This is a genomic window from Kitasatospora sp. NBC_01539, from assembly GCF_045040525.1.
Taxonomy (GTDB): domain Bacteria; phylum Actinomycetota; class Actinomycetes; order Streptomycetales; family Streptomycetaceae; genus Kitasatospora.
The window spans coordinates 3198637-3220503 of the sequence record NZ_CP109390.1 but is presented as its reverse complement, the minus strand read 5'-3'; the positions used below and the strand labels follow the sequence as shown (position 1 = coordinate 3220503).

16 protein-coding genes are annotated in these 21867 nt (G+C 74.6%); 14 read left to right on the top strand and 2 right to left on the bottom strand.

Annotated elements, in window-relative coordinates; genetic code table 11:
• The first annotated feature begins 13 nt into the window (after nucleotides 1-13).
• The 8 genes from OG335_RS13680 (at nucleotide 14) to OG335_RS13645 (ending at nucleotide 8196) form a co-directional block, all read left to right on the top strand.
• The gene (locus OG335_RS13680; RefSeq protein WP_405015389.1) at nucleotides 14-649 is read left to right on the top strand and encodes a two-component system response regulator; all 636 of its coding nucleotides are present in this window, start codon (nucleotides 14-16) and stop codon (nucleotides 647-649) included.
• Between the two features lie 126 nt (nucleotides 650-775).
• The gene (locus OG335_RS13675; RefSeq protein ID WP_405011378.1) at nucleotides 776-3433 is read left to right on the top strand and encodes a DNA translocase FtsK; all 2658 of its coding nucleotides are present in this window, start codon (nucleotides 776-778) and stop codon (nucleotides 3431-3433) included.
• Between the two features lie 341 nt (nucleotides 3434-3774).
• Nucleotides 3775-4536, top strand: coding sequence for a helix-turn-helix domain-containing protein (locus tag OG335_RS13670; protein WP_405015388.1), 762 nt, complete (start codon nucleotides 3775-3777; stop codon nucleotides 4534-4536).
• A 73-nt stretch (nucleotides 4537-4609) separates the two neighbouring features.
• Nucleotides 4610-6079, top strand: a complete 1470-nt coding sequence (gene rimO, locus OG335_RS13665; protein ID WP_405011377.1) for a 30S ribosomal protein S12 methylthiotransferase RimO — start codon at nucleotides 4610-4612, stop codon at nucleotides 6077-6079.
• Complete coding sequence (pgsA, locus tag OG335_RS13660) at nucleotides 6076-6717, top strand: CDP-diacylglycerol--glycerol-3-phosphate 3-phosphatidyltransferase (RefSeq protein WP_405011376.1); 642 nt, start codon at nucleotides 6076-6078, stop codon at nucleotides 6715-6717. The genes rimO and pgsA overlap by 4 nt, the downstream gene beginning before the upstream one ends.
• Nucleotides 6714-7205 (top strand): CinA family protein, encoded by a 492-nt coding sequence (locus tag OG335_RS13655; RefSeq protein ID WP_405011375.1) that lies wholly within the window; start codon nucleotides 6714-6716, stop codon nucleotides 7203-7205. Before pgsA ends, OG335_RS13655 begins: the two co-directional genes overlap by 4 nt.
• Nucleotides 7206-7476: 271 nt before the next feature.
• Nucleotides 7477-7845, top strand: a complete 369-nt coding sequence (locus OG335_RS13650) for a helix-turn-helix domain-containing protein (RefSeq protein WP_405011374.1) — start codon at nucleotides 7477-7479, stop codon at nucleotides 7843-7845.
• A gap of 42 nt (nucleotides 7846-7887) precedes the next feature.
• On the top strand, nucleotides 7888-8196 hold the full coding sequence (locus OG335_RS13645; protein ID WP_405011373.1) for a hypothetical protein: 309 nt from the start codon (nucleotides 7888-7890) through the stop codon (nucleotides 8194-8196).
• On the opposite strand, the gene OG335_RS13640 is transcribed toward OG335_RS13645, so the two are convergent.
• The gene (locus OG335_RS13640; RefSeq protein WP_405011372.1) at nucleotides 8178-12809 is read right to left on the bottom strand and encodes an ATP-dependent helicase; all 4632 of its coding nucleotides are present in this window, start codon (nucleotides 12807-12809) and stop codon (nucleotides 8178-8180) included. The two genes, OG335_RS13645 and OG335_RS13640, sit on opposite strands and share 19 nt — an antisense overlap.
• Nucleotides 12810-12996: 187 nt before the next feature.
• On the opposite strand from OG335_RS13640, the gene OG335_RS13635 reads away from it, so the two are divergent.
• The 6 genes from OG335_RS13635 (at nucleotide 12997) to rny (ending at nucleotide 19908) form a co-directional block, all read left to right on the top strand.
• Nucleotides 12997-14499 (top strand): S8 family peptidase, encoded by a 1503-nt coding sequence (locus OG335_RS13635; protein WP_405011371.1) that lies wholly within the window; start codon nucleotides 12997-12999, stop codon nucleotides 14497-14499.
• Between the two features lie 47 nt (nucleotides 14500-14546).
• Complete coding sequence (locus tag OG335_RS13630) at nucleotides 14547-14741, top strand: DUF3046 domain-containing protein (RefSeq protein ID WP_405011370.1); 195 nt, start codon at nucleotides 14547-14549, stop codon at nucleotides 14739-14741.
• A 184-nt stretch (nucleotides 14742-14925) separates the two neighbouring features.
• On the top strand, nucleotides 14926-16098 hold the full coding sequence (locus tag OG335_RS13625) for an AI-2E family transporter (RefSeq protein ID WP_405011369.1): 1173 nt from the start codon (nucleotides 14926-14928) through the stop codon (nucleotides 16096-16098).
• Between the two features lie 148 nt (nucleotides 16099-16246).
• Nucleotides 16247-17356, top strand: a complete 1110-nt coding sequence (recA, locus tag OG335_RS13620) for a recombinase RecA (protein WP_405011368.1) — start codon at nucleotides 16247-16249, stop codon at nucleotides 17354-17356.
• A gap of 7 nt (nucleotides 17357-17363) precedes the next feature.
• On the top strand, nucleotides 17364-18239 hold the full coding sequence (locus tag OG335_RS13615; RefSeq protein ID WP_405011367.1) for a regulatory protein RecX: 876 nt from the start codon (nucleotides 17364-17366) through the stop codon (nucleotides 18237-18239).
• 214 nt (nucleotides 18240-18453) lie between these two features.
• A complete protein-coding gene (gene rny / locus OG335_RS13610; RefSeq protein WP_405011366.1) occupies nucleotides 18454-19908 on the top strand; it encodes a ribonuclease Y in 1455 nt (484 codons plus the stop codon).
• A 122-nt stretch (nucleotides 19909-20030) separates the two neighbouring features.
• On the opposite strand, the gene OG335_RS13605 is transcribed toward rny, so the two are convergent.
• Nucleotides 20031-21791: an FAD-dependent monooxygenase gene (locus OG335_RS13605; protein WP_405011365.1), complete on the bottom strand. Its 1761-nt coding sequence runs from the start codon at nucleotides 21789-21791 to the stop codon at nucleotides 20031-20033.
• Nucleotides 21792-21867: the final 76 nt, after the last annotated feature.

Below are 21867 nucleotides of genomic sequence, written 5' to 3'. Positions count from 1 at the left end.
AGGAGGGCGGGTCCTGGTGCAGAAGGCGAAGATCCTTCTGGTCGACGATCGGCCGGAGAACCTCCTTGCCCTGGAGGCCATCCTGTCCGCGTTGGACCAGACCCTGGTGCGCGCCTCGTCCGGCGAGGAGGCGCTGAAGGCGCTGCTCACCGACGACTTCGCGGTGATCCTCCTGGACGTCCAGATGCCGGGCATGGACGGCTTCGAGACGGCCGCCCACATCAAGCGCCGCGAGCGCACCCGCGACATCCCGATCATCTTCCTCACCGCGATCAACCACGGCCCGCACCACACCTTCCGCGGCTACGCGGCCGGCGCGGTGGACTACATCTCCAAGCCGTTCGACCCGTGGGTGCTGCGCGCCAAGGTGTCGGTCTTCGTCGATCTCTACATGAAGAACTGCCAGCTCAAGGAGCAGGCGGCACTGCTGCGCCTGCAGCTGGAGGCCGGCGAGGCGTCCGCGCTCGGCGGCGCGCTGCTCGGCGAGCTGTCGGCCCGGCTGGCCAGCGTCGAGGAGCAGGCGGAGGCGCTCGCGAAGCAGCTCGACGGCTCCCCGGACCCTGCCGCCGCCGCGGGCGCCGCGCACCTGGAGCGCAAGCTCGCCGGTCTGCGCCGGGCCCTCGACGCGCTGCGCCCCGGCTCGTCCTGAGCCGGTCCTGACACCGTGTCGGCCCCGCCCCGCGGGCCGTCCGCGGCGGGCGCGCCGGCGACACGCCCCCGCGGCCGCGCTCGGTCACATGTGCTGGGGAGCCGCCCGCCGGTAGGCTGCTGAGCCATGGCCACACGTACGCCCGGCAGCCAGGCACGCAACCCGAAGCCCGGGCCGGCCAAGAAGGCTCCGGCCCGGAAGGCCGCCGCCGCGCCCGCCGCCCCGCGCAAGGCGGCCACGGCGAAGAAGGCGTCGACGAAGAAGGCGGCCGCGCCGCCCCCGCCCCCTCCGCGGCCGATACTCTTCCGCGCCGTGCGTGCGGTCTGGCTCGGCCTCGCACACTCCGTCGGGGCGCTGTTCCGCGGGTTCGGCCACGGCGCCAGGAACCTCGACCCGGCGCACCGGAAGGACGGCCTGGGGCTGCTGCTGTTCGCGCTCGCGCTGGTCACCGCCGCCGGCACGTGGTTCAGCCCGCAGGGCTGGCTCGGCGGCGCCGCCACGAACGTCGTGTCCGGACTCTTCGGCCGCCTGGACGTCCTGGTGCCGTTCCTCCTCGGCGCGGTCGCTGTGCGGCTGATGCGCCACCCCGAGGTGCCGGAGGCCAACGGCCGGATCGTGATCGGCCTGACCGCGCTGGTGGTCGGTGTGCTCGGTCTGGTCCACATCGGCTGCGGAGCCCCCGTCATGTCGAGCGGGGCGACCCGGATACGGGCTGCGGGCGGGATCGTCGGCTGGGGCGCGTCCACCCCCATGATGGCCGCGGCGGGCCCGCCGCTCGCGGTGCCGCTGCTCCTCCTCCTCGCGTTCTTCGGGCTGCTGGTCGTCACCGCCACGCCGGTCAACAAGATTCCGGAGCGCCTGCGCCAGGTGGGTGTGCGGCTCGGTGTCGTCGAGCCGGCGTTCGCGGGCGAGGCCGGCGCGGACGCCCCCGGGGCCCGTGAGTTCTCCTCCGAGCCCCCCGAGGACGCCGACCCCGAGGCGCTGCCCTTCACGATCGACGGCCGGGACGGCGAGTCCGGCCGCTCGCGGCGCCGCCGCCGCAAGAAGGTCGACGAGCCGGAGCTCGGCTCGGCCCTCCCCGACATGTTCGTGAAGGACCCGTACGAGACCCGCGACATCGCCGCCGGCGTCGCCGCCGACCTGGACGGCGCCCTGCTGTACGGCGTGCCCGGCTCGCCCGCGGTCGCCAGCATGATGCACCAGGTGCAGGACAACACGGCGCCGCCGGAGGAGCCGGCCGTGCCGGCCGCCCGGTCCGCCGGGGCCCCGGACGGCCACGGCCCGGCGCCGGTGCGGATGGAGCAGCTGCGGCTGGCCGGAGACGTCACCTACAGCCTGCCGCCGCTCGACCTGCTGGAGCAGGGCCCCCCGGCCAAGGCCAGGTCCCGGCTCAACGACGAGGTCGCCGCCCAGCTCAGCGGCGTCTTCACGGAGTTCAAGGTGGACGCCCGCGTCACCGGTTTCACCCGCGGCCCGACGGTCACCCGCTACGAGGTCGAGCTGGGCCAGGCGGTCAAGGTCGAGCGGATCACCGCCCTCGCCAAGAACATCGCGTACGCCGTCGCCAGCCCCGACGTGCGGATCATCAGCCCGATCCCCGGCAAGTCCGCGGTCGGCGTGGAGATCCCCAACCGGGACCGCGAGATGGTCACCCTCGGCGACCTCCTGCGCTCGCGCAGCGCCGCCGACGACGACCATCCGATGGTCGTCGGCATGGGCAAGGACGTCGAGGGCCACACCGTGATGGCCAACCTCGCGAAGATGCCGCACATCCTGGTCGCCGGTGCGACCGGCGCGGGCAAGTCCTCGTGCATCAACTGCCTGATCACCTCGGTGCTGGTCCGTTCCACCCCGGACGAGGTCCGGATGGTGCTGGTCGACCCCAAGCGCGTCGAGCTGACCGTGTACGAGGGCATCCCGCACCTGATCACGCCGATCATCACCAACCCGAAGAAGGCCGCCGAGGCCCTCCAGTGGGTCGTGCGCGAGATGGACATGCGCTACGACGACCTCGCGGCCTTCGGCTTCCGCCACGTGGACGACTTCAACGCCGCCGTGCGGGCCGGGACGGTCACGCCGCCGCTCGGCAGCGAGCGCGAGCTGACGCCCTATCCGTACCTGCTGGTGATCGTCGACGAGCTGGCCGACCTCATGATGGTCGCCCCGCGGGACGTCGAGGACTCGGTCGTGCGCATCACCCAGCTGGCCCGCGCGGCCGGCATCCACCTGGTGCTGGCCACCCAGCGGCCCTCCGTGGACGTCGTGACCGGACTCATCAAGGCGAACGTGCCGTCCCGGCTGGCGTTCGCCACCTCGGCGATGGCCGACTCCCGGGTCATCCTCGACCAGCCCGGCGCGGAGAAGCTCATCGGCAAGGGCGATGCGCTGTTCCTGCCGATGGGCGCCTCGAAGCCGGTCCGGATGCAGGGCGCCTTCGTCACCGAGGCGGAGATCGCCCGGATCGTGCAGCACTGCAAGGACCAGATGTCGGCCGTCTACCGCGACGACGTCTCGGTCGGCGGCGGCCCGAAGAAGGAGATCGACGAGGAGATCGGCGACGACATGGACCTGCTGATCCAGGCGGCCGAGCTGGTGGTCTCCACGCAGTTCGGCTCCACGTCGATGCTCCAGCGCAAGCTCCGGGTGGGCTTCGCCAAGGCCGGACGGCTGATGGACCTCATGGAGTCCCGGGGGATCGTCGGGCCCAGCGAGGGCTCCAAGGCCCGGGACGTCCTCGTGAAACCCGATGAACTGGACAGTGTGCTCCTGACACTCCGTGGGTAGCCGCTTCTCACCCGTTCGGTGGAATGTGATAGGTAAGGGAACCACGCCGGGCACCCGGCACGTCCCCTTCGGGGCGGAGGCGAACCATCGCCCCGGCCTGCGCTGATCCGCCGTCAGGCCGGGTCGGGCGGCCGCCCACGTTCGGGCCTGTTCCGCTTGAGAAACGTTCCACCCCCGCCCCTAGACTGTCTTCTCAGCAGGTGGCCAACGCTCGAAAGGCGCGTCCAGTGACCATCGGCAAGTCCCCCGACCGAGGCAGCCGCCGGCCCTCAGCCCGCACGTCCCGGAACGCATCGGGACAGCCGGCGCCGGCAGACCAGCCCGCCACCGACCTCCCGACCATCGGCCGTGTACTCACCGTCGCCCGGATCGACGCCGGGCTGACCGTCGATCAGGTGAGTTCGACGACCCGCGTCCGCGTGCCGATCGTGCACGCCGTCGAGCAGGACGACTTCAGCCGCTGCGGCGGAGACTTCTACGCCCGGGGCCACATCCGGCTGCTCGCCAAGGCCGTCGGGGCCGACGCCGACGAGCTGGTCGCCCGGTACGACGCCGCGCACGGCGGCGCCCCCGCCGACCGCCGGCCGACCCCGCTGATGGACCCCACCCCGATCAAGGTCAACGACCACCGCCGGCCGAACTGGACCACGCCGATGGTCGTGGCCATCGTCGCGGTCGTCGCGCTGATCGGCTTCAACCTGGTCGGCGGCGGCTCCGGCCAGCCCGCCGCGGGCACCGCCAGCTCCCCGCTGGCGGGCGGCCCGGGCCCGGCCGCCGCCTCGCCGTCCGCCCAGCCGCCGGCCCCGGCGCCCAGCCTGGCGCCGATCGCGGCGGCCCCGGCCGACAAGGTCACCGTGAAGCTCGTCGCCGAGAAGGCCACGAGCTGGGTGTCCGCGAAGGACGGCAAGAACAAGACGATCTTCTCCAACAACCTCGAATCCGGCCAGGACCAGACGTTCACCGACGGCAAGCAGATCAGCCTGGTGATCGGCAACGCGGGCGCCGTGCACGTGTACGTCAACGGCAAGGACCTCGGTCCGGCCGGTGCGGACGGCCAGGTGGTGCACGTCACGTACACCCCTGGAGACCCCCAGGCAGGCTGAGTCCGGGCCTTCGAACCACGCGCGCGGCCTCCGGGGCGAACGGCACCGGGGGCCGCGCGTTAATCTTGGCGTCATGCCTGAACGCCGTACTGTCGCCCTTGTCACGCTCGGATGCGCCCGCAACGAGGTGGACTCCGAGGAACTCGCCGGGCGACTGGAGGCGGACGGCTGGCTCCTGGTCGACGACGCCGCCGACGCCGACGTCGCCGTCGTCAACACCTGCGGGTTCGTGGAAGCCGCCAAGAAGGACTCCGTCGACGCCCTGCTGGAGGCCAACGACCTCAAGGGCCACGGCCGCACGCAGGCCGTCGTCGCGGTCGGCTGCATGGCCGAGCGCTACGGCAAGGAGCTCGCCGAGGCGCTGCCCGAGGCCGACGGCGTGCTCGGCTTCGACGACTACTCCGACATCTCGACCCGGCTGCAGACGATCCTCTCCGGCGGCCACGTCGAGGCCCACACGCCCCGCGACCGCCGCACCCTGCTGCCGCTCACCCCGGTCGAGCGGCAGGCCGCCGCCGCGGAGGTCGCACTCCCGGGCCACGGCGCCCCCGCCGAACTCCCCGACGGCCTCGCCCCCGCCTCCGGCCCGCGGACGCTCCGCAAGCGCCTCGACGACAGCCCGGTCGCCTCGATCAAGCTCGCCTCCGGCTGCGACCGCCGGTGCTCGTTCTGCGCCATCCCGGCCTTCCGCGGCTCCTTCGTCTCCCGCCGCCCCTCGGACGTCCTCAACGAGGCCCGCTGGCTCGCCGGCGAGGGCGTCACCGAGGTCGTCCTGGTCAGTGAGAACAACACCTCGTACGGCAAGGACCTCGGCGACATCCGGCTGCTGGAGACGCTGCTGGGCGAGATCGCCGAGGTCGACGGCATCGAGCGGATCCGCGTCAGCTACCTGCAGCCCGCCGAGATGCGCCCGGGCCTGATCGACACGATGACCTCGACCGACAAGGTCGTGCCGTACTTCGACCTGTCGTTCCAGCACTCGGCCCCCGCGGTGCTCCGCCGGATGCGCCGCTTCGGCTCCACCGACCAGTTCCTGGAGCTGCTCGCGGGCATCCGCGGCAAGGCCCCGGAGGCCGGCGCCCGGTCGAACTTCATCGTGGGCTTCCCCGGCGAGACCGAGGAGGACTACGCCGAGCTGGAGCGCTTCGTCTCGCACGCCCGCCTCGACGCGATCGGCGTCTTCGGGTACTCCGACGAGGACGGCACCGAGGCCGCGACCCTCGACGGCAAGCTGCCCGACGACGTCGTCGCCGACCGCCTCGCCCGCCTCTCCCGCCTCGCCGAGGAGCTCACCGCGCAGCGCGCCGAGGAGCGCATCGGCACCGAGGTGCTCGTGCTCGTCGAGTCCGTCGAGGACGGCACGGTCGAGGGCCGCGCCGCCCACCAGGCGCCCGAGACCGACGGCCTCACGACCCTGCTCGGCGCGGACGACGCCGAGGTCGGCCGGTACTACCGCGCCGTGGTCGTCGGGACCGAGGGCGTCGACCTCGTCGCCGAGGCCGTGGCCGCGGAGCCGGAAGCCACCCCGGGAGCGGACGCATGACCCAGGGGCCCGGTGCCCCCGCCGCGGCCCGCCCCGGCCGCCCGGGGGCCGCACAGCCCCCGCAGCCCGGGGTCTGGAACATCGCCAACATGCTGACGATGCTCCGGCTGCTGCTGGTGCCGGTGTTCGTGGTGCTGCTCTTCGCCGACGGCGGCCACGACCCCAAGTGGCGGGCGGTGGCGTGGGCCACCTTCGCCGTCGCGATGATCACCGACGTCTTCGACGGCGAGATCGCCCGGCGCAAGGGCCTGATCACCGACTTCGGCAAGATCGCCGACCCGATCGCCGACAAGGCGATCATGGGCGCGGCCCTCATCGGCCTGTCCGTGCTCGGCGACCTGCCCTGGTGGATCACCGTCGTCATCCTGGCCCGCGAGCTCGGCGTCACGCTGATGCGCTTCTGGGTGATCCACTACGCCGTCATCCCGGCCAGCCGCGGCGGCAAGCTGAAGACGCTCACCCAGGGCATCGCCGTCGGCATGTACGTGCTGGTGCTGACCGGCCCGCTCGCCACCGCCCGCGCCGTGGTGATGGGCGCCGCGGTGCTGCTGACCGTCGCCACCGGCCTCGACTACGTCGGCCAGGCGCTGCGGCTGCGCCGCGAGGGCCTCGCCCGGCAGCGGGCGGCCGGCGGGTGAACGACCGGGTGCTCGCGGAGAAGGTGCACGCGGCCCTGCGGGAGCAGGGAGCCACGGTGGCGGTCGCCGAGTCGCTCACCGGCGGGCTGCTCGCCGCCGCCCTGGTGGACGTCCCCGGGGCCTCGGCGACCTTCCGCGGGTCGGTCACGGCCTACGCCACCGAGCTGAAGGCCGCCGTGCTCGGCGTCGACGAGGGGCTGCTCGCCGTCCACGGCCCCGTGCACCCCGTCGTGGCACGGCAGATGGCCGAGGGGGCCAGGAGGCTGCTCGGCGCGACGTACGGGATCGCGACCACCGGGGTGGCCGGACCGGACCCGCAGGACGGCCTGCCGGTGGGCACCGTGCACGTCGGATTCGCCGGCCCGGACGGAACAGCGGCCGTCTCCCCGGTGTTGTCCGGGCAGCGCGCGGACATCCGCGCGGCGACCGTCAGCGAGGCCCTGGAGCTGCTCCTCGGGCACCTAGCGAGTCGCGGGCGTCCGCGCTGAGCTTTCCTGAAATCGCTGAACTCACGGCCCGAGCTGGAGGATCGTGTTACATCACCACCCCGCGGCGGGCAGAACACAGGAAGCCGACCAGCCGCGTACCGGGGCCGGGGGCGCCCGACGGGCGCGACGACGGCCCGGGTGGGGCCCAGAACGGGAGGGGACAGCCTTGCAGCCCAGAGTGAACACGACCACGGTCCCCGCACGCGATGCGGACGAGGCGGTACGGTGGGGTCGTGACATCTCGATCCGCAGTCCGAGGAGGGAGGCACCGATGATCCTGCTCCGTCGCCTGCTGGGCGATGTGCTGCGTCGGCAGCGCCAGCGCCAGGGCCGCACACTCCGCGAGGTGTCGGCGGCCGCCAGGGTTTCACTCGGCTACCTCTCCGAGGTGGAGCGAGGGCAGAAGGAGGCGTCCTCCGAGCTGCTCTCCGCCATCTGCGACGCACTCGACGTCCGGATGTCCGAGGTCATGCGCGAGGTCAGCGACGAGCTGTCGCTCGCCGAACTTGCGGCGATGGCCACCCTCTCCGAGGGTGATCTCCTGAGGCCGGTGCTCGAACCGGTGCCGCTGCAGTCGCCCGGCGACCGTGCCGGCAGCACGGTGCCCAAGGCTGCCGCCATGGACGTGGTCGCGGCCTGACCGGACCTCGCCCTCCCCGGGGAGCGAGAGAAGGAGGCCGGAATGACCACCAACGGAGCGTTGCGAGCCGCACGGCTCGTGCGGGCGGCCGGGCGGGACCACCTCAGGTGGGCCGGCCCGGCCGCTCTGCTGTGTGCGGGCACCGGCTGGTGGCTCCTCGGCCCCGCCACGGGCGGTGACGGCACCGTGCTCGGCATACTCGCCGCCGGCGGCTGGGGACTGGGCCTGCTGCCCGTCCACAGCGACAGCCGGCTGACCGGTCCCGCCCGCCGCCGCCCCCCGCCCGCGGAGCCCGCCCCGGCGTCCGCGCCCGCGTCCGCCGAGGACGAGCCTCAGGGCCTCAGCCGGTAGCCGCGCGGCGTCGGGTGGAAGCCCGCCTCCTCCAGCACCGGGCCCAGCGCCGACGTGAGCGCCGCCTCGCCGTCCGCCCGCTCCACGGTCACGCTCCCCAGGGCACCGGCCCGTACGGCCCCCGCGAGGGCCCGCGCGGCCGTCGCCAGCGGCTCGCCCTCCGCCCACGACAGCAGCGACCTGCCGCCGCGCTCCACGTACAGCACCAGCTCACCGTCGACCAGCACCACGAGGGCGCCCGCCTTGCGGCCCGGCCGGTGCGCGGAGCCCTTCGCGGCCGGACCGGACACGGGGTCGGGCCACGCGAGGGCGGCGCCGTACGCGTTGGCCGGATCGGCCGCGGCCAGCACCAGCGCCGTCGGCTGCTCGTCGCCGCCGTGGCCGGGGGTGGCCGACCAGCCCTGGGCGGCGGCGCGCTCCAGTCGGCCGTTCACCGACCGGAGGCGGTCGGCGGCGCCGTCCATCGCGAACTGCGCACCGCCCAGGCCCTCCACGAAGTAGCCCCGGCGGGCCCGGCCGCGCTCCTCGAAGGCGGACAGCACGCGGTACACCCCGGCGAAGCCGCCGGGCACCCGTTCGGCGCCGACCGCGCCGCGGGTCAGCACCCCGTGGCGGTCGAGCAGGCTCTGCGCCCGGGCGGCGGCCCGCGCCGTCGCGGCGGCGTCCACCTCGGGCAGCAGCGACCAGCGGCCGGCGACCGTCGGCGGCCCCGGCCGACGGGTGCCGTACGGGCGGCCGGCGCCGCCGATCCGGCCGCGGGGGGTGCCGCGCGCCGCCCGGTGGGCGGTCGACCCGGCGGTCCGTCCCGAGCCCAGGAGCGCCCGCAGCGGGGCCAGCGAGTCGTTGGTGACGTACCCGGCCCAGACGAGGTCCCACAGGGCCGTGGCGACCTCGCTCTCCGCGGTGTCCGGCAGGCGGTCGGCGAGCTGGCGGAACAGCAGGCCGTAGCCGCCGGCGAGGGCCGAGAGCAGCTCCGCGTGGACGGGGGTCACGGCGGGCGGCACCGGCTCGGGGCGCAGCAGCGGCGCGTTCTCGGCGAGATGGAGGCTGATCCAGCCGTCCTTGCCCGGGAGGGCCCCGGCCCCGGCCCAGCCGACCTCCCCGGCGATCATGAGCTCGTTCAGCAGCTCGGGGGAGTAGTCGGACACCCGGGCGGGGAGCACCAGCTTCTCCAGGGCGGACGCCGGCAGGGCGGTGCCCTGGAGCTGCTCGACGACGCGGTACAGGCCGTCGACCCCGCGCAGCCGGTGCCCGGCCAGGTGCTGCCACTGCGGGAGGAACGCGGCGAGCGCCCGCGGCGGCACCGGCTCCACCTCCTGGCGCAGCGCGGCGAGCGACCGCCGCCGCAGGCGCCGCAGCACCTCGGCGTCGCACCACTCGACGGTGGAGGTGTGCCCTTCGAGCGGGCGGAACTCGCCCTGGACGAGGCGGCCCGCCGCCGTGAGGCGGTGCAGCGTGCCGGTGACGACGGCGGTGCCGAGGCCGAAGCGCGCGGCGGCCTCGGCGGCCGTGAACGGGCCGTGGGTGCGACCGTAGCGGGCCAGCAGGTCGCCGAGCGGGTCCTTCACCGGCTCGGTGAAGGCCTCCGGCACACCGACCGGCAGCGGGGTGCCCAGGGCGTCGCGCAGCCGCCCGGCGTCCTCGATCGCCGCCCAGCGCTGCTCGCCGCCGATCCTGACCCGGACGGTGCGGCGGGCCGCCTCGAGTTCGAGGGCCCACAGCGGCTCGGCGCCGCGGACGGCGAGCTCGGCCTCGGAGAGCGGGCCGAGCATGCGCAGGGCGTCGGCCACCCCCTCGGCGTCCTTGATCCGGCGCTCCGGGGTGAGGCGCTGGAGTTCGGCCTCCAGGTCGGCGAGGACCTGCGGGTCGAGCAGCTCGCGCAGCTCGGCCTGGCCGAGGAGCTCGGAGAGCAGCCGGGAGTCGAGGGAGAGCGCGGCGGCGCGGCGCTCCGCGAGTGGGGAGTCGCCCTCGTAGAGGAACTGCGCGACGTACCCGAAGAGCAGCGACCGGGCGAAGGGGGACGGCTCCGAGGTCGTGACCTCCACCAGGCGGACGGCGCGGGACTCCAGGTCTCCCATCAGCTCGACCAGTCCGGGCACGTCGAAGACGTCCTGGAGGCACTCGCGGACGGCCTCCAGCACGATCGGGAACGACCCGTACTCGGCAGCCACCTCCAGCAGCTGCGAGGCGCGCTGGCGCTGCTGCCACAGCGGGGTGCGGCGGCCCGGGCTGCGGCGGGGGAGCAGCAGGGCGCGGCCGGCGCACTCCCGGAAGCGTGAGGCGAACAGGGCGGAGCCGCCGACCTGGTCGGTGACGAGCCGCTCGATGTCGCCGGAGTCGAAGAGGGCGGCGTCCGCGCCGACCGGGGCCTCCTCGTCCGCGGGCCGGTCGGGGCTCGGGAAGTCGAGCAGGTCGGCGTCGGGCAGCCGCAGCACGATGCCGTCGTCGCCGTGCATGACCTGCGGGTCGAGCCCGTGCTTCTCCCGAAGCCGGGCGCCGATGGCCAGCGCCCACGGCGCGTGCACCTGGGCCCCGAAGGGGGAGTGGACGATGATCCGCCAGTCGCCCAGCTCGTCGCGGAACCGCTCGACCACGATGGTGCGGTCGTCGGGCAGATGGCCGCACGCGGCGCGCTGCTCGTCGAGGTACGCGAGCAGGTTGCCGGCCGCCCAGTCGTCCAGGCCGGCCGCCCTCAGCCGGGCGGTCGCCTCCCCGGGCGCGAGGCCGCCGAGCTCGCGGACGAAGGCGCCGACCGCGCGGCCCAGCTCCAGGGGGCGGCCGAGGGTGTCGCCCTTCCAGAACGGCAGCCGGCCGGGCACGCCCGGTGCCGGGGTGACCAGCACCTTGTCGTGGGTGATCTCCTCGATCCGCCACGAGGTCGTGCCGAGGGTGAAGACGTCGCCCACGCGGGACTCGTAGACCATCTCCTCGTCGAGTTCGCCGACCCGGCCGCCGCCCTTCTTCGGGTCGGCGCCGGCGATGAAGACGCCGAACAGGCCGCGGTCCGGGATGGTGCCGCCGGAGGTCACGGCGAGCCGCTGCGCACCGGGCCGACCGGTGACCGTCCCCGCGACGCGGTCCCAGACGACCCGGGGCCGGAGCTCGGCGAAGGCGTCCGACGGGTACCGCCCGGCGAGCATGTCGAGGACGCCGTCGAACGCGGACTGCGGCAGCCCGGCGAAGGGCGCGGCCCGGCGGACCACCGCGAGCAGCTCGTCCACCGGCCAGGTGTCGAGGGCGGTCATGGCGACCAGCTGCTGGGCGAGGACGTCGAGCGGGTTGCGCGGGATGCGCAGCGCCTCGATGCCGCCCACGCGCATCCGCTCGGTGACCACCGCGGCCTGCACGAGGTCGCCCCGGTACTTCGGGAACACCACGCCGGTGGAGACCGCGCCGACCTGGTGGCCGGCCCGTCCGACCCGCTGCAGCCCGGAGGCGACCGACGGCGGGGACTCGACCTGGACGACCAGCTCGACGGCGCCCATGTCGATACCCAGCTCCAGGCTGGAGGTGGCGACCACGGCGGGCAGCCGTCCGGCCTTCAGCTCCTCCTCCACCTGCGCGCGCTGCTCCTTGGAGACCGAGCCGTGGTGGGCCCGGGCGAGCAGGGGCGGGGCGCCGCGGGCGGCCCCGGACTCGGCCATGAGCCGGGCCGGTGCGTGCGCCTCGGGCAGCGGCTCGCCGGTGGCGCGCTCGTACGCGATCTCGTTGAGCCGGTTGCAGAGGCGCTCGGCGAGGCGGCGGGAGTTGGCGAAGACGATCGTCGAGCGGTGCGCCTGGACGAGGTCGACGATCCGCTCCTCGACGTGCGGCCAGATCGACGCGGCCCGGGCCGGGTCGTCGTCGGTGCCGGCGGGCAGCTCGTCGAGGTCGGGCACCGGGACGACCACCGACAGGTCGAACCGCTTGGCCGAGGGCGGCTGCACGACGACGGCCCCGCGCCGCGGGCTCAGGTAGCGGGCGACCTCCTCGACCGGGCGGACGGTCGCGGACAGCCCGATGCGGCGGGCGGGGGCGTCGAGCAGCTCGTCGAGGCGCTCCAGGCTGAGCGCGAGGTGGGCGCCGCGCTTGGTCCCGGCGACCGCGTGCACCTCGTCGAGGATCACCGTGTCGATGCCGCGCAGGGCGTCCCGTGCGGCGGACGTCAGCAGCAGGAACAGCGACTCGGGGGTGGTGATCAGGATGTCCGGCGGGTGGGTGGCGAAGCGGCGGCGCTCGGCCGCGGGGGTGTCGCCGGAGCGGATGCCGACCTCGACCTCCGGCTCGGGCTGCCCGAGCCGGACGGCGGCCTGCCGCAGGCCGGTCAGCGGGGCGCGGAGGTTGCGCTCGACGTCGACCGCGAGGGCCTTCAGCGGCGAGATGTAGAGCACCCGGCAGCGCCGCCGGGCGTCCGCGGGCGGCGGGGCGGCGCTGAGCCTGTCCAGCGCGGAGAGGAACGCCGCGAGGGTCTTGCCGGAGCCGGTCGGGGCGACCACCAGGACGTCGGTCTGCTGCCGGATGGCGGCCCAGGCCTCGGTCTGCGCCGGGGTGGGCGCGTCGAAGGCGCCGGTGAACCACGCCCTGGTCGCGGGGGCGAATCCGTCGAGGGGGTCTCCGGAGCTCTGCTGCGCCATGCCCCCATGGTGCCCGGTGCCACCGACAGGCCGGCGGCGGCGGCCCGGCCGCGTCGGCCCTCCGTCTGCCGCAGCCCGGCGGGCAGAAACGGACTTACCGCTCATATGGTGATGATTCGGTCACATGATGGGAGTCGCGGACACCGGACCCGACCGGTCCGGGCCCGACGGACGAGCGGAGGGCGCCATGGCGCACGGCAGCGCGGCCACCGACCGCACCGGCCGGCAGCACCGCAGGTCCGTCCACCTCCTGCTGGCGATGCTGCTCGTCGCCCTCGTCCTCGGCGGCGCGATCCCCTTCGTCTCCGGCCCGGACCGCGCCTACCTCAGCTACCTCGTGCTCGCCGAGCGCCAGGACGCCGACGGCACCGCCCGCGCCGCCGAGGAGACCCGGGCCGCCGGCGGCCGCGTCGTCCAGGGCTACCCCCAGATCGGCGCCGTCCTGGCCTACGCGACCGGCGGCTTCGCCGACCGGCTGCGCGACCGGCCCGGGATAGCCGCCGTCGGGGCCACCCGCACGGTCGCCGTGCCCGGTCCGCCCGGCTCCCTCGACGGCGCCGACTTCAGCCAGGAGGCCGTCGCGGGCGACGCCGCGCAGGAGAGCCTCGCCGACCCCGCGGAGCAGGACGACTGGAACCTCGCCATGATCGGCGCCGGAGGACCGGCGGCCGCCGGCGACGCCCTGTTGCGCACCCCGGCCGCCGACCGGGCGGAGGCGTCCGTCGCCCCGACCCCCGAAGCCCTCGGCCGGGTGCTGGTGGCCGTGCTCGACTCCGGCGTCGACGACACCCACCCCGACCTGCGCGACGCCGTCGACCCACGGGCGTCCGCCTCCTGCGCCGACGGCCGGCCCGACTCCCGCCACGGCGCCTGGCGGCCCGACGAGGGGGTCTCCGAGAGCGGCCACGGCACCCACGTCGCCGGAATCGTCGGCGCCGCCCGCGACGGCCACGGCGTCACCGGCGTCGCCCCCGGCGTCCGGATCGCGGCCGTCCGGCTGCTCGGACCGCTCGGGCAGTACTACGCGGAGAACATCGTCTGCGGCATGCTCTGGGCCGCCGACCACGGCGCCCGCGCCATCAACGACAGCTACTTCGCCGACCCGTGGAAGTACAACTGCCCGGAGGACGCGGACCAGGCCGCCCTCGCCCAGGCCGTCGGCCGCGCCGTCGCCTACGCCCAGCGCCGAGGCGCGGTCGTCGTCGCCTCCGCCGGCAACGACGGGCAGAACCTGGAGGACGTCCGGGTCGACCAGCGCAGCCCCAACGACCGCACCTCCGGCCCCGCCCAGGACCGCGTGCTCGGCACCGAGTGCATCCGCCTGCCCGGCGAGCTCCCCGGGGTGGTCACGGTCACCGCGCTCGACCGCGCCGGCCTGCCCGCCGGCTACACCAACTTCGGACGCGGCCGGGTCTCGATCGCCGCGCCCGGCGGCGACCCCGACGGAGGACCCGGCACCGCGATCGTCTCCGACTGGCCCGGCGGCCGGTACGCGGCCCTCGCCGGCACCTCGATGGCCGCCGCCCACGTCACCGGGGCGGTCGCCGTGGTCGCCGTCGAGCACCCGGACTGGGGCCCCGACCGGATCGCCACCGCCCTGGCCCAGGCCGCCGCGTCGAACTGCCCGTCCGGTCCCGACACCTGCCGGGACCACCGCTACTACGGCGCCGGCGTGCTCTCCCTGCCCTGACCGCCCGGCCGCCGGGACGCCCCCGCCGACGGGGGATACTGGGGCGCATGAGGCTGACCGAGTTCTGGCGACGGATGCACGAGCACTTCGGCGAGGTCTACGCCGAATCCTTCGCGAAGGACCACGTGATGAGCGAGCTCGGCGGCCGGACGGTGTGTCAGGCCCTGGACGCCGGCTGGGAGGCCAAGGACGTCTGGCGGGTCGTCTGCCGCACCCAGGGGGTCACCGCCCGGCTGCGCTGAGGCGCCGCGGCCGGGACGGTCCGCCGCGGCCATGGGCGAGACTGGGCGGGTGGACAGCAGCCCAGAACCCAGCATCCCGGTGCCCGGGACCCCGGAAGGACCGCCTCCCGCCGACCGGCCGGCCGGCCGTGGCACCCCCACCGGCGCGCCCCCCGGACGCAGGCCGCACCTGAGGGGCGGCGCCATGCCGCGCTGGCTGCCCAAGGCGATGGTGATGGCCCTGGTGCTGGTCGGGCTGTTCCAGCTCGCCGACTGGGCGTTCCACCAGCTGATCGACCTCTTCGTGATGCTGATCGTGGCCTTCTTCCTGTCGCTGGCCATGGAGCCCGCGGTCGACCGGATGGCCGCCCGCGGCGTGCGCCGCGGCGTCGGCACCCTCCTCGTGTTCATCGCGGTGGTGGTCGCCGTCGGAGGGTTCCTCGCGGCGCTCGGCACCCTGCTCGTCGACCAGGTCTCCCGGGTCGCCGGAGAGCTGCCGCACCTGCTGGAGAACCTCATCGCCTGGGTGAACCGCACGTTCCACCAGGACTTCTCGCTCGACGAGCTCCAGCGCCGGGTGCTCAAGGACTCCGGCACCGTCGAGAAGTACGCCCAGCAGGCGGCGGGCAACGTCTGGGGCGTCTCCAGCACCGTGATCGGCGGACTCTTCCAGGCCTTCACCGTCGGCCTCTTCACCTTCTACTTCACCGCCGACGGCCCGCGGGTGCGGCGCACGGTCTGCTCCCTGCTCCCGCCGGCCAAGCAGGCGGAGGTGCTGCGGGCCTGGGAGATCGCCCTGGCCAAGACCGGCGGCTACCTCTACTCCCGCGCGCTGCTGGCCGTCGTCTCGACGGTGGCGCACTGGGTGGCGTTCCAGATCCTCGACCTGCCGTACGCGGCGGCGCTGGGCATCTGGGTCGGCGTGATGTCGCAGTTCGTGCCCACCATCGGCACGTACATCGCCGGCGCGCTGCCCGTGCTCGTGGCGCTGACCGACCAGCCGGTGGACGCGATCTGGGTGCTCGGCTTCGTCATCGTCTACCAGCAGATCGAGAACTACCTGCTCCACCCGCGGATCACCGCGCGGACGGTGGACGTGCACCCGGCGGTGGCGTTCGGGTCCGTCATCGCGGGCGCGGCCCTGCTCGGCGCGGTGGGCGCGCTGATCGCGATCCCGGCGGCGGCCACGCTGCAGGGATTCGTCAGCACGTACGTGCGCCGCTACGAGGTGGCCACCGATCCGCGGATCGACCGCGGGGTGGAACGCAGGGAACGCAGGGAGCGCAGGAGGCAGGCCGCGCGCCGTCTGCGGCGCATGATGGGAAGTGGATCGTCGGACAGGAACGCAGGTCAGGACGGTGACGACGGGCCGGCGTAGGGATCCCGGCAGAATTCGAACGAATGTTCCCTATACTCGAGGGCGACGAGTTTTCCACAGGCGCTGCCCGGTCCGGGCCGATTGTCGGTGGGACGCGCTAGCGTCGAGGACGATGAAGCGCACAGCACAGAACCCGAGGGTGGAAGCCATGGCAGGTATGGACCGCGAGAAGGCCCTTGAGACCGCACTCGCCCAAATCGAGCGGCAGTTCGGCAAGGGATCGGTGATGCGCCTCGGCGAGAAGGCCAACGAGCCGATCGAGGTGATCTCGACCGGGTCCACCGCGCTCGACGTCGCACTCGGTGTCGGCGGCATCCCGCGCGGCCGCGTGGTCGAGATCTACGGGCCGGAGTCCTCCGGCAAGACCACCCTCACCCTGCACCTGGCGGCCAACGCCCAGCGGGCCGGCGGCACCGTGGCGTTCGTCGACGCCGAGCACGCCCTCGACCCCGAGTACGCCAAGAAGCTGGGCGTCGACACCGACGCCCTGCTGGTCAGCCAGCCGGACACCGGCGAGCAGGCCCTCGAGATCACCGACATGCTGATCCGCTCGGGCGCGGTCGACCTGGTGATCATCGACTCCGTCGCGGCGCTCGTCCCGCGCGCCGAGATCGAGGGCGAGATGGGCGACTCGCACGTCGGCCTGCAGGCCCGCCTGATGAGCCAGGCGCTCCGGAAGATCGCCGGCGCGCTCAACCAGACCGGCACGACCGCCGTCTTCATCAACCAGCTCCGCGAGAAGATCGGCGTGATGTTCGGCTCCCCGGAGACCACCACCGGTGGCCGGGCCCTCAAGTTCTACGCCTCCGTGCGCCTGGACATCCGCCGCATCGAGACCCTGAAGGACGGCACCGAGGCGGTCGGCAACCGCACCCGCGTCAAGGTCGTCAAGAACAAGGTCGCGGCGCCGTTCAAGCAGGCCGAGTTCGACATCCTCTACGGCGTCGGCATCAGCCGCGAGGGCGGCCTGATCGACATGGGCGTCGAGCACGGCTTCATCCGCAAGTCGGGCGCCTGGTACACGTACGAGGGCGACCAGCTGGGCCAGGGCAAGGAGAACGCCCGCAACTTCCTCAAGGACAACCCGCAGCTGGCGGACGAGATCGAGCGGAAGATCAAGAGCAAGCTCGGCATCGGCCCCAAGATCGAGGAGCCGGCCACGGCCGACGCCACCGCGGCGGCCCCGGCCACCGAGGTTCCGGCGGTGGCGGCGACCAAGACCGCCGCCAAGAAGACGGCAGCCGCCGCCAAGGCCTGATCAGCCCATGCACAGCCACGACCGCCCATCGGGCTCGGCCGCTCCGGCCGCCGAGCCCGATGACCTCGGCCCGCCCGACTGGTTCGCCGCCGTCGCCCTGCCGGAGCCGGAGCCAGGGCCCGAGCCGCCCCCCGGGCCGGAGGAGTCTGCTGCCGAGGGAGCCGGCACACCCGGCGCGCTCGGCGTGCCCGGCCTGCTCACCGCCTCCGCGCTGCCCTCCGGCCGCCGTCGGCGACGCAGCGCCCTCACGCCCGAGCCGCCCGCCCCGGCCGCGGACACGACCGGGTACGAGGCCGCCTACAAGGACGCGCCCGAGCCGCCCGCCCGCGCCACCCGGCGCCGCGGCCGCACCGAGCGGACCGAGGCCCGCCCGGCCGGCCGCGCCGAGGACCAGGTCGACCCGGCAACCCGCGCCCGTGACATCTGCCTGCGGCTGCTCACCGGCCACGCCCGGACCCGGAAGCAGCTCGCCGACGCCCTGCGCAAACGCGAGATCCCCGACGACGTCGCCGACGAGGTGCTCTCCCGCTACGAGGAGGTCGGGCTGATCGACGACGCCGCCTTCGCGGCCGCCTGGGTCGACTCCCGGCACGGCAACCGGGGGCTGTCCCGGCGCGCCCTCGCCCAGGAGCTCCGCCGGCGCGGCGTCTCGGGCGACCACGCCGAGCAGGCCCTCGCCCGGGTCGACGCGGAGGACGAGGCCGAAGCGGCCCGCGCGCTGGTCGAGCGCAAACTCCCCGGCACCCGCGGCCTGGAGACGCAGACCCGCACCCGGCGCCTGGTCGCGATGCTCGCCCGCCGCGGTTACTCCGAGGGTCTGGCCTACCGCGTCGTCCGGGACGCCCTGGGGGCGGAGAGTGAAGGCTTTGGCGAGGACTGGTGACAGATCGTCAGTCATCGGCATCAACTCTCGATCGCATCTTGACCGTTTCGTAACCTGCACTTAGCCTCACAAGCAGTGAGGGATCACTTCGAACGCGCTACGGGCCGCTGTGCGCAGCCATGTTCGGAGCTTTTCCGCGTACCACCCCCGGTCCTCGGCAGTTCCCTCACCGCCGCATCGGCACAGTGCGCAGGAACGGGGAAGTGAGGCCGGGATGAAGATCGCAATGGGCACCGGATCGGTCGCTTCCCTGCTGCTCACCGGGGTCCTCTGTCTCGTCCTCGCCCTCACCGGGCTCATGATCCGCCGGCTGCAGGCCGCCCAGCGCCGCGCCGTCGGAGAGGCCGAACGGGCCCGCACCTGGGCCGAGACCCAGGCCGCCCAGCTCCGCGCCGAACTCGACCGCCGGGAGGACCGGTTGGCCGAGGAACTGCGTCGGCTCCGCGCCCAGGAGGACGAACTCGAGCGCCGCGCCGAGGAGAACGCCGACACCCGGGAACGTCTGGCCGCGCTGGAGAGCGAGCGCCGCCGCGCCCTGGAGCACGCCGCCGGCCTCACCGCCGCCCGCGCCCGCCAGGACCTCGTCCACAGCATCGAGGCCGAGGCCCGCCGCGAGGCGGCGGTCACCGTACGGGACATCGAGCGGCAGGCGAAGGCCGAAGGCGACCAGCGGGCCCGCGAGATCATCGCCGGTTCCGTCCAGCGGCTCGCTTCCGAGCACACCGCCGACACCGTGGTCACGTCCTTCCGGCTGCCGAACGAGGACATGAAGGGCCGGGTCATCGGCCGTGAGGGCCGCAACATCCGTGCTTTCGAAGCGGTCACCGGCGTCAACCTGATCGTCGACGACACCCCGGAACTCGTCCAGCTCTCGTGCTTCGACCCCGTCCGGCGGGAGGCCGCCCGGCTCACCCTGGAGACCCTCACCGCCGACGGCCGCATCAACCCGCTGCGCATCGAGGAGGTCCACGAGCGCAGCCGCGCCGACGTCGAGCAGCTCTGCGTCCGGGCGGGCGAGGACGCCCTGCTGGCCGTGCAGCTCGACGGCATGGAGCCCGAGCTCGTGCGCACCCTCGGCACGCTGCGCTACCGCACCTCGTACGGCCAGAACGTGCTCGGGCACCTGGTGGAGTCCGCGCACATCGCCGGGATGATGGCCGCCGAGCTCGGCGTCGACCCGGAACTCGTCAAGCGCTCGGCCCTGCTGCACGACATCGGCAAGGCGCTCAGCCACGAACTGCCCGGCAGCCATGCGGCGATCGGGGCGGAGTTCGCCCGCCGCCACGGCGAGTCGCCGGAGGTGGTGCACGCGATCGAGGCGCACCACGGCGAGGTCGACCCCAAGACGGTGGAGGCCGTGCTCACCCAGGCCGCCGACGCCTGCTCGGGCGGACGGCCCGGTGCCCGTCGGGAGTCCCTGGAGGCGTACGTGCGGCGGCTGGAGCGGCTGGAGGAGATCGCCCGGGCGCACGACGGCGTCTCCAAGGTCTTCGCCATGCAGGCCGGCCGCGAGGTGCGGGTGATGGTGCAGCCGGAGAAGGTCGACGACCTGCGGGCGCAGACCATCGCCCGCGAGGTCGCCCGGCAGGTCCGTGAGGAGCTGACCTACCCCGGCCAGATACGGATCACCGTGGTGCGGGAGAGCCGGGCCACCGAGTTCGCGCGCTGACGGGCCGCCGGGTCGGCCCGGCGGCCCCTCTCCCTGGACGGCATTCCTGCACGGCCTTCCCGCACGGTCTTCCGGTGTGGTCGTCCGGTGTGGTCGTCCGGTGCGTGTGCTCGGCGGTGCGCTCAGCGGCGCGCGCCGTCCGGGGTGCCGGCGGGGTCGCCGGAGCCCGGATTTGTGCCCGCGCCCGCGCCCGACACCGGCCCCGGGCCCTGGTCGGGACCGGCGGTGAGGACGGCCGGTCCGCCGCGGGCGTCGTCGGCCAGCGACCGGAGGGCCTCGGCGTTGCAGCCCTGCGTGGTGCCCACGAGATGGCCGTCGGGCCGCACGAGCAGCACGGTGTGCGGCTCCGCGCCCGGGTAGGCCTCGGTGACCAGTACCTCGGCGGGCACCGGGAGGGCGGCCGCCACCTCGGAGAGCTTGGGCATCAGGCCGGCGCCGAGCCAGTGCCGGGACGACCACACCGCGGTGCCGGGCGCGACCAGGAGCAGGACGAAGCCCTGCCCGAGACGGGCGCGCAGCAGGTCGGCGCTGCCGTCGGTGGTGACCACCGGCAGGTCGGGCACCTGCACTCCGGGTGCGGTGGGCGGGAGGTTCTCGGTGAGCGAGGTGCCGCGGCCGGGGCCGCGCTGCACGGGCACCCGGTCCGGCCCGGCGGAGGGCGCGGCCGGGTAGGCGGGCGCGCCGCCGAAGCGTCCGGTGCCGAGCTGCCCGTCGGCCAGCAGGGCGGCGTGCTTGCGGAAGGAGCCGGTGAGCAGCGACCGCCGGGTCTGCTGCCAGCCGCGCAGCGGCCGCAGCAGGGGCATCGCCTGGTCGACGGCGCGCAGGCGGGCGCCGACCGCGCCGCGGCGTTCGGTCTCGTAGCCGTCGAGGAGCGCCCCGCCGGACTGCCGTCCGCCGTGCGGGTGCCAGGCGAGGGCGAGCCGCCAGGCGAGGTTGTCGGCGTCCCGGAGGCCGTCGACGAGGTTCTGCATGCCGAGGGCGCCGTGCAGGTGCGCGGCGTCGCCGGCGAGGAAGCAGCGGCCGGAGCGGAACCGTGCGGCGAGGCGCTGCTGGGCGGTGTGGTCGGCGGCGGCGAGGAGCTCGTACGGGGGCAGTTCGCCGCACCAGCCGGTGAGGGTGGCCCGGACCCGGGTGAGCAGGGTGTCGCCGGTGACGATGCCGGGCCAGGTGGCGTGCGGGTCGACGGGTTCGGTCGGGGCGGGCCGTCCGGGGGGCAGACGCCAGTCGAGGCGCCACAGGCCGTCCGGGAGGGGGCGGGCGGAGGCCTCGCGGTCGCCGCGCCACGGGGGCTCGCGGTGTAGCCGTGCCCGGCCCGCGAACGGGAGGTCGACGCGGACGGTCGCGACGGCGTGCCGGTCGACGGCGGGGCGTCCGGGGAAGCGGATCCTGAGGAGCTTGCGGACGGTGGAGCGGGCCCCGTCGCAGCCGACCAGGTGGCTGCCGCGCCACCAGGTGGTCGTGCCGTCGCGCGTGCCCGTGGTGCGCACGCTGACGCCGTCGCGGTCCTGTTCGAGTTCGACGATCCGGGTCAGGGGTACGAGCTGGACGAGCGGGGCCGCGGTGACGGCGTCGCGCAGCCCGCGCTGCAGCCGGTGCTGCGCGAGGTGCAGCACCGGCTCGCCGTCGAGGGGGATGTGCAGCACCTCGGCGCGGCGGCGCCAGATGGTGAACGCGTCCCAGGCGGCGGCGTCCGCGGCCGCCCGGCCGTAGCCGAGGCGGGCGAGGAGGGCTGCGGTGTCGGCGCCGAGGACGACGGTGCGCGGGCTCTCCGGGCTGAGGCCCGCGCCCTCGTCGAGGACGATGCTCGGCACCTCGTGCCGGGCCAGCGCCAGGGCGAGGGCCAGGCCGACGGGCCCGGCCCCGACCAGGATCACCGGGTCCACGCGGGGACCTCCGGGCGTGCGGGAACTGCATATGCCGGGCGGGTGGTCCCTGGTGGTGTCACGAAGAGCAATGCAA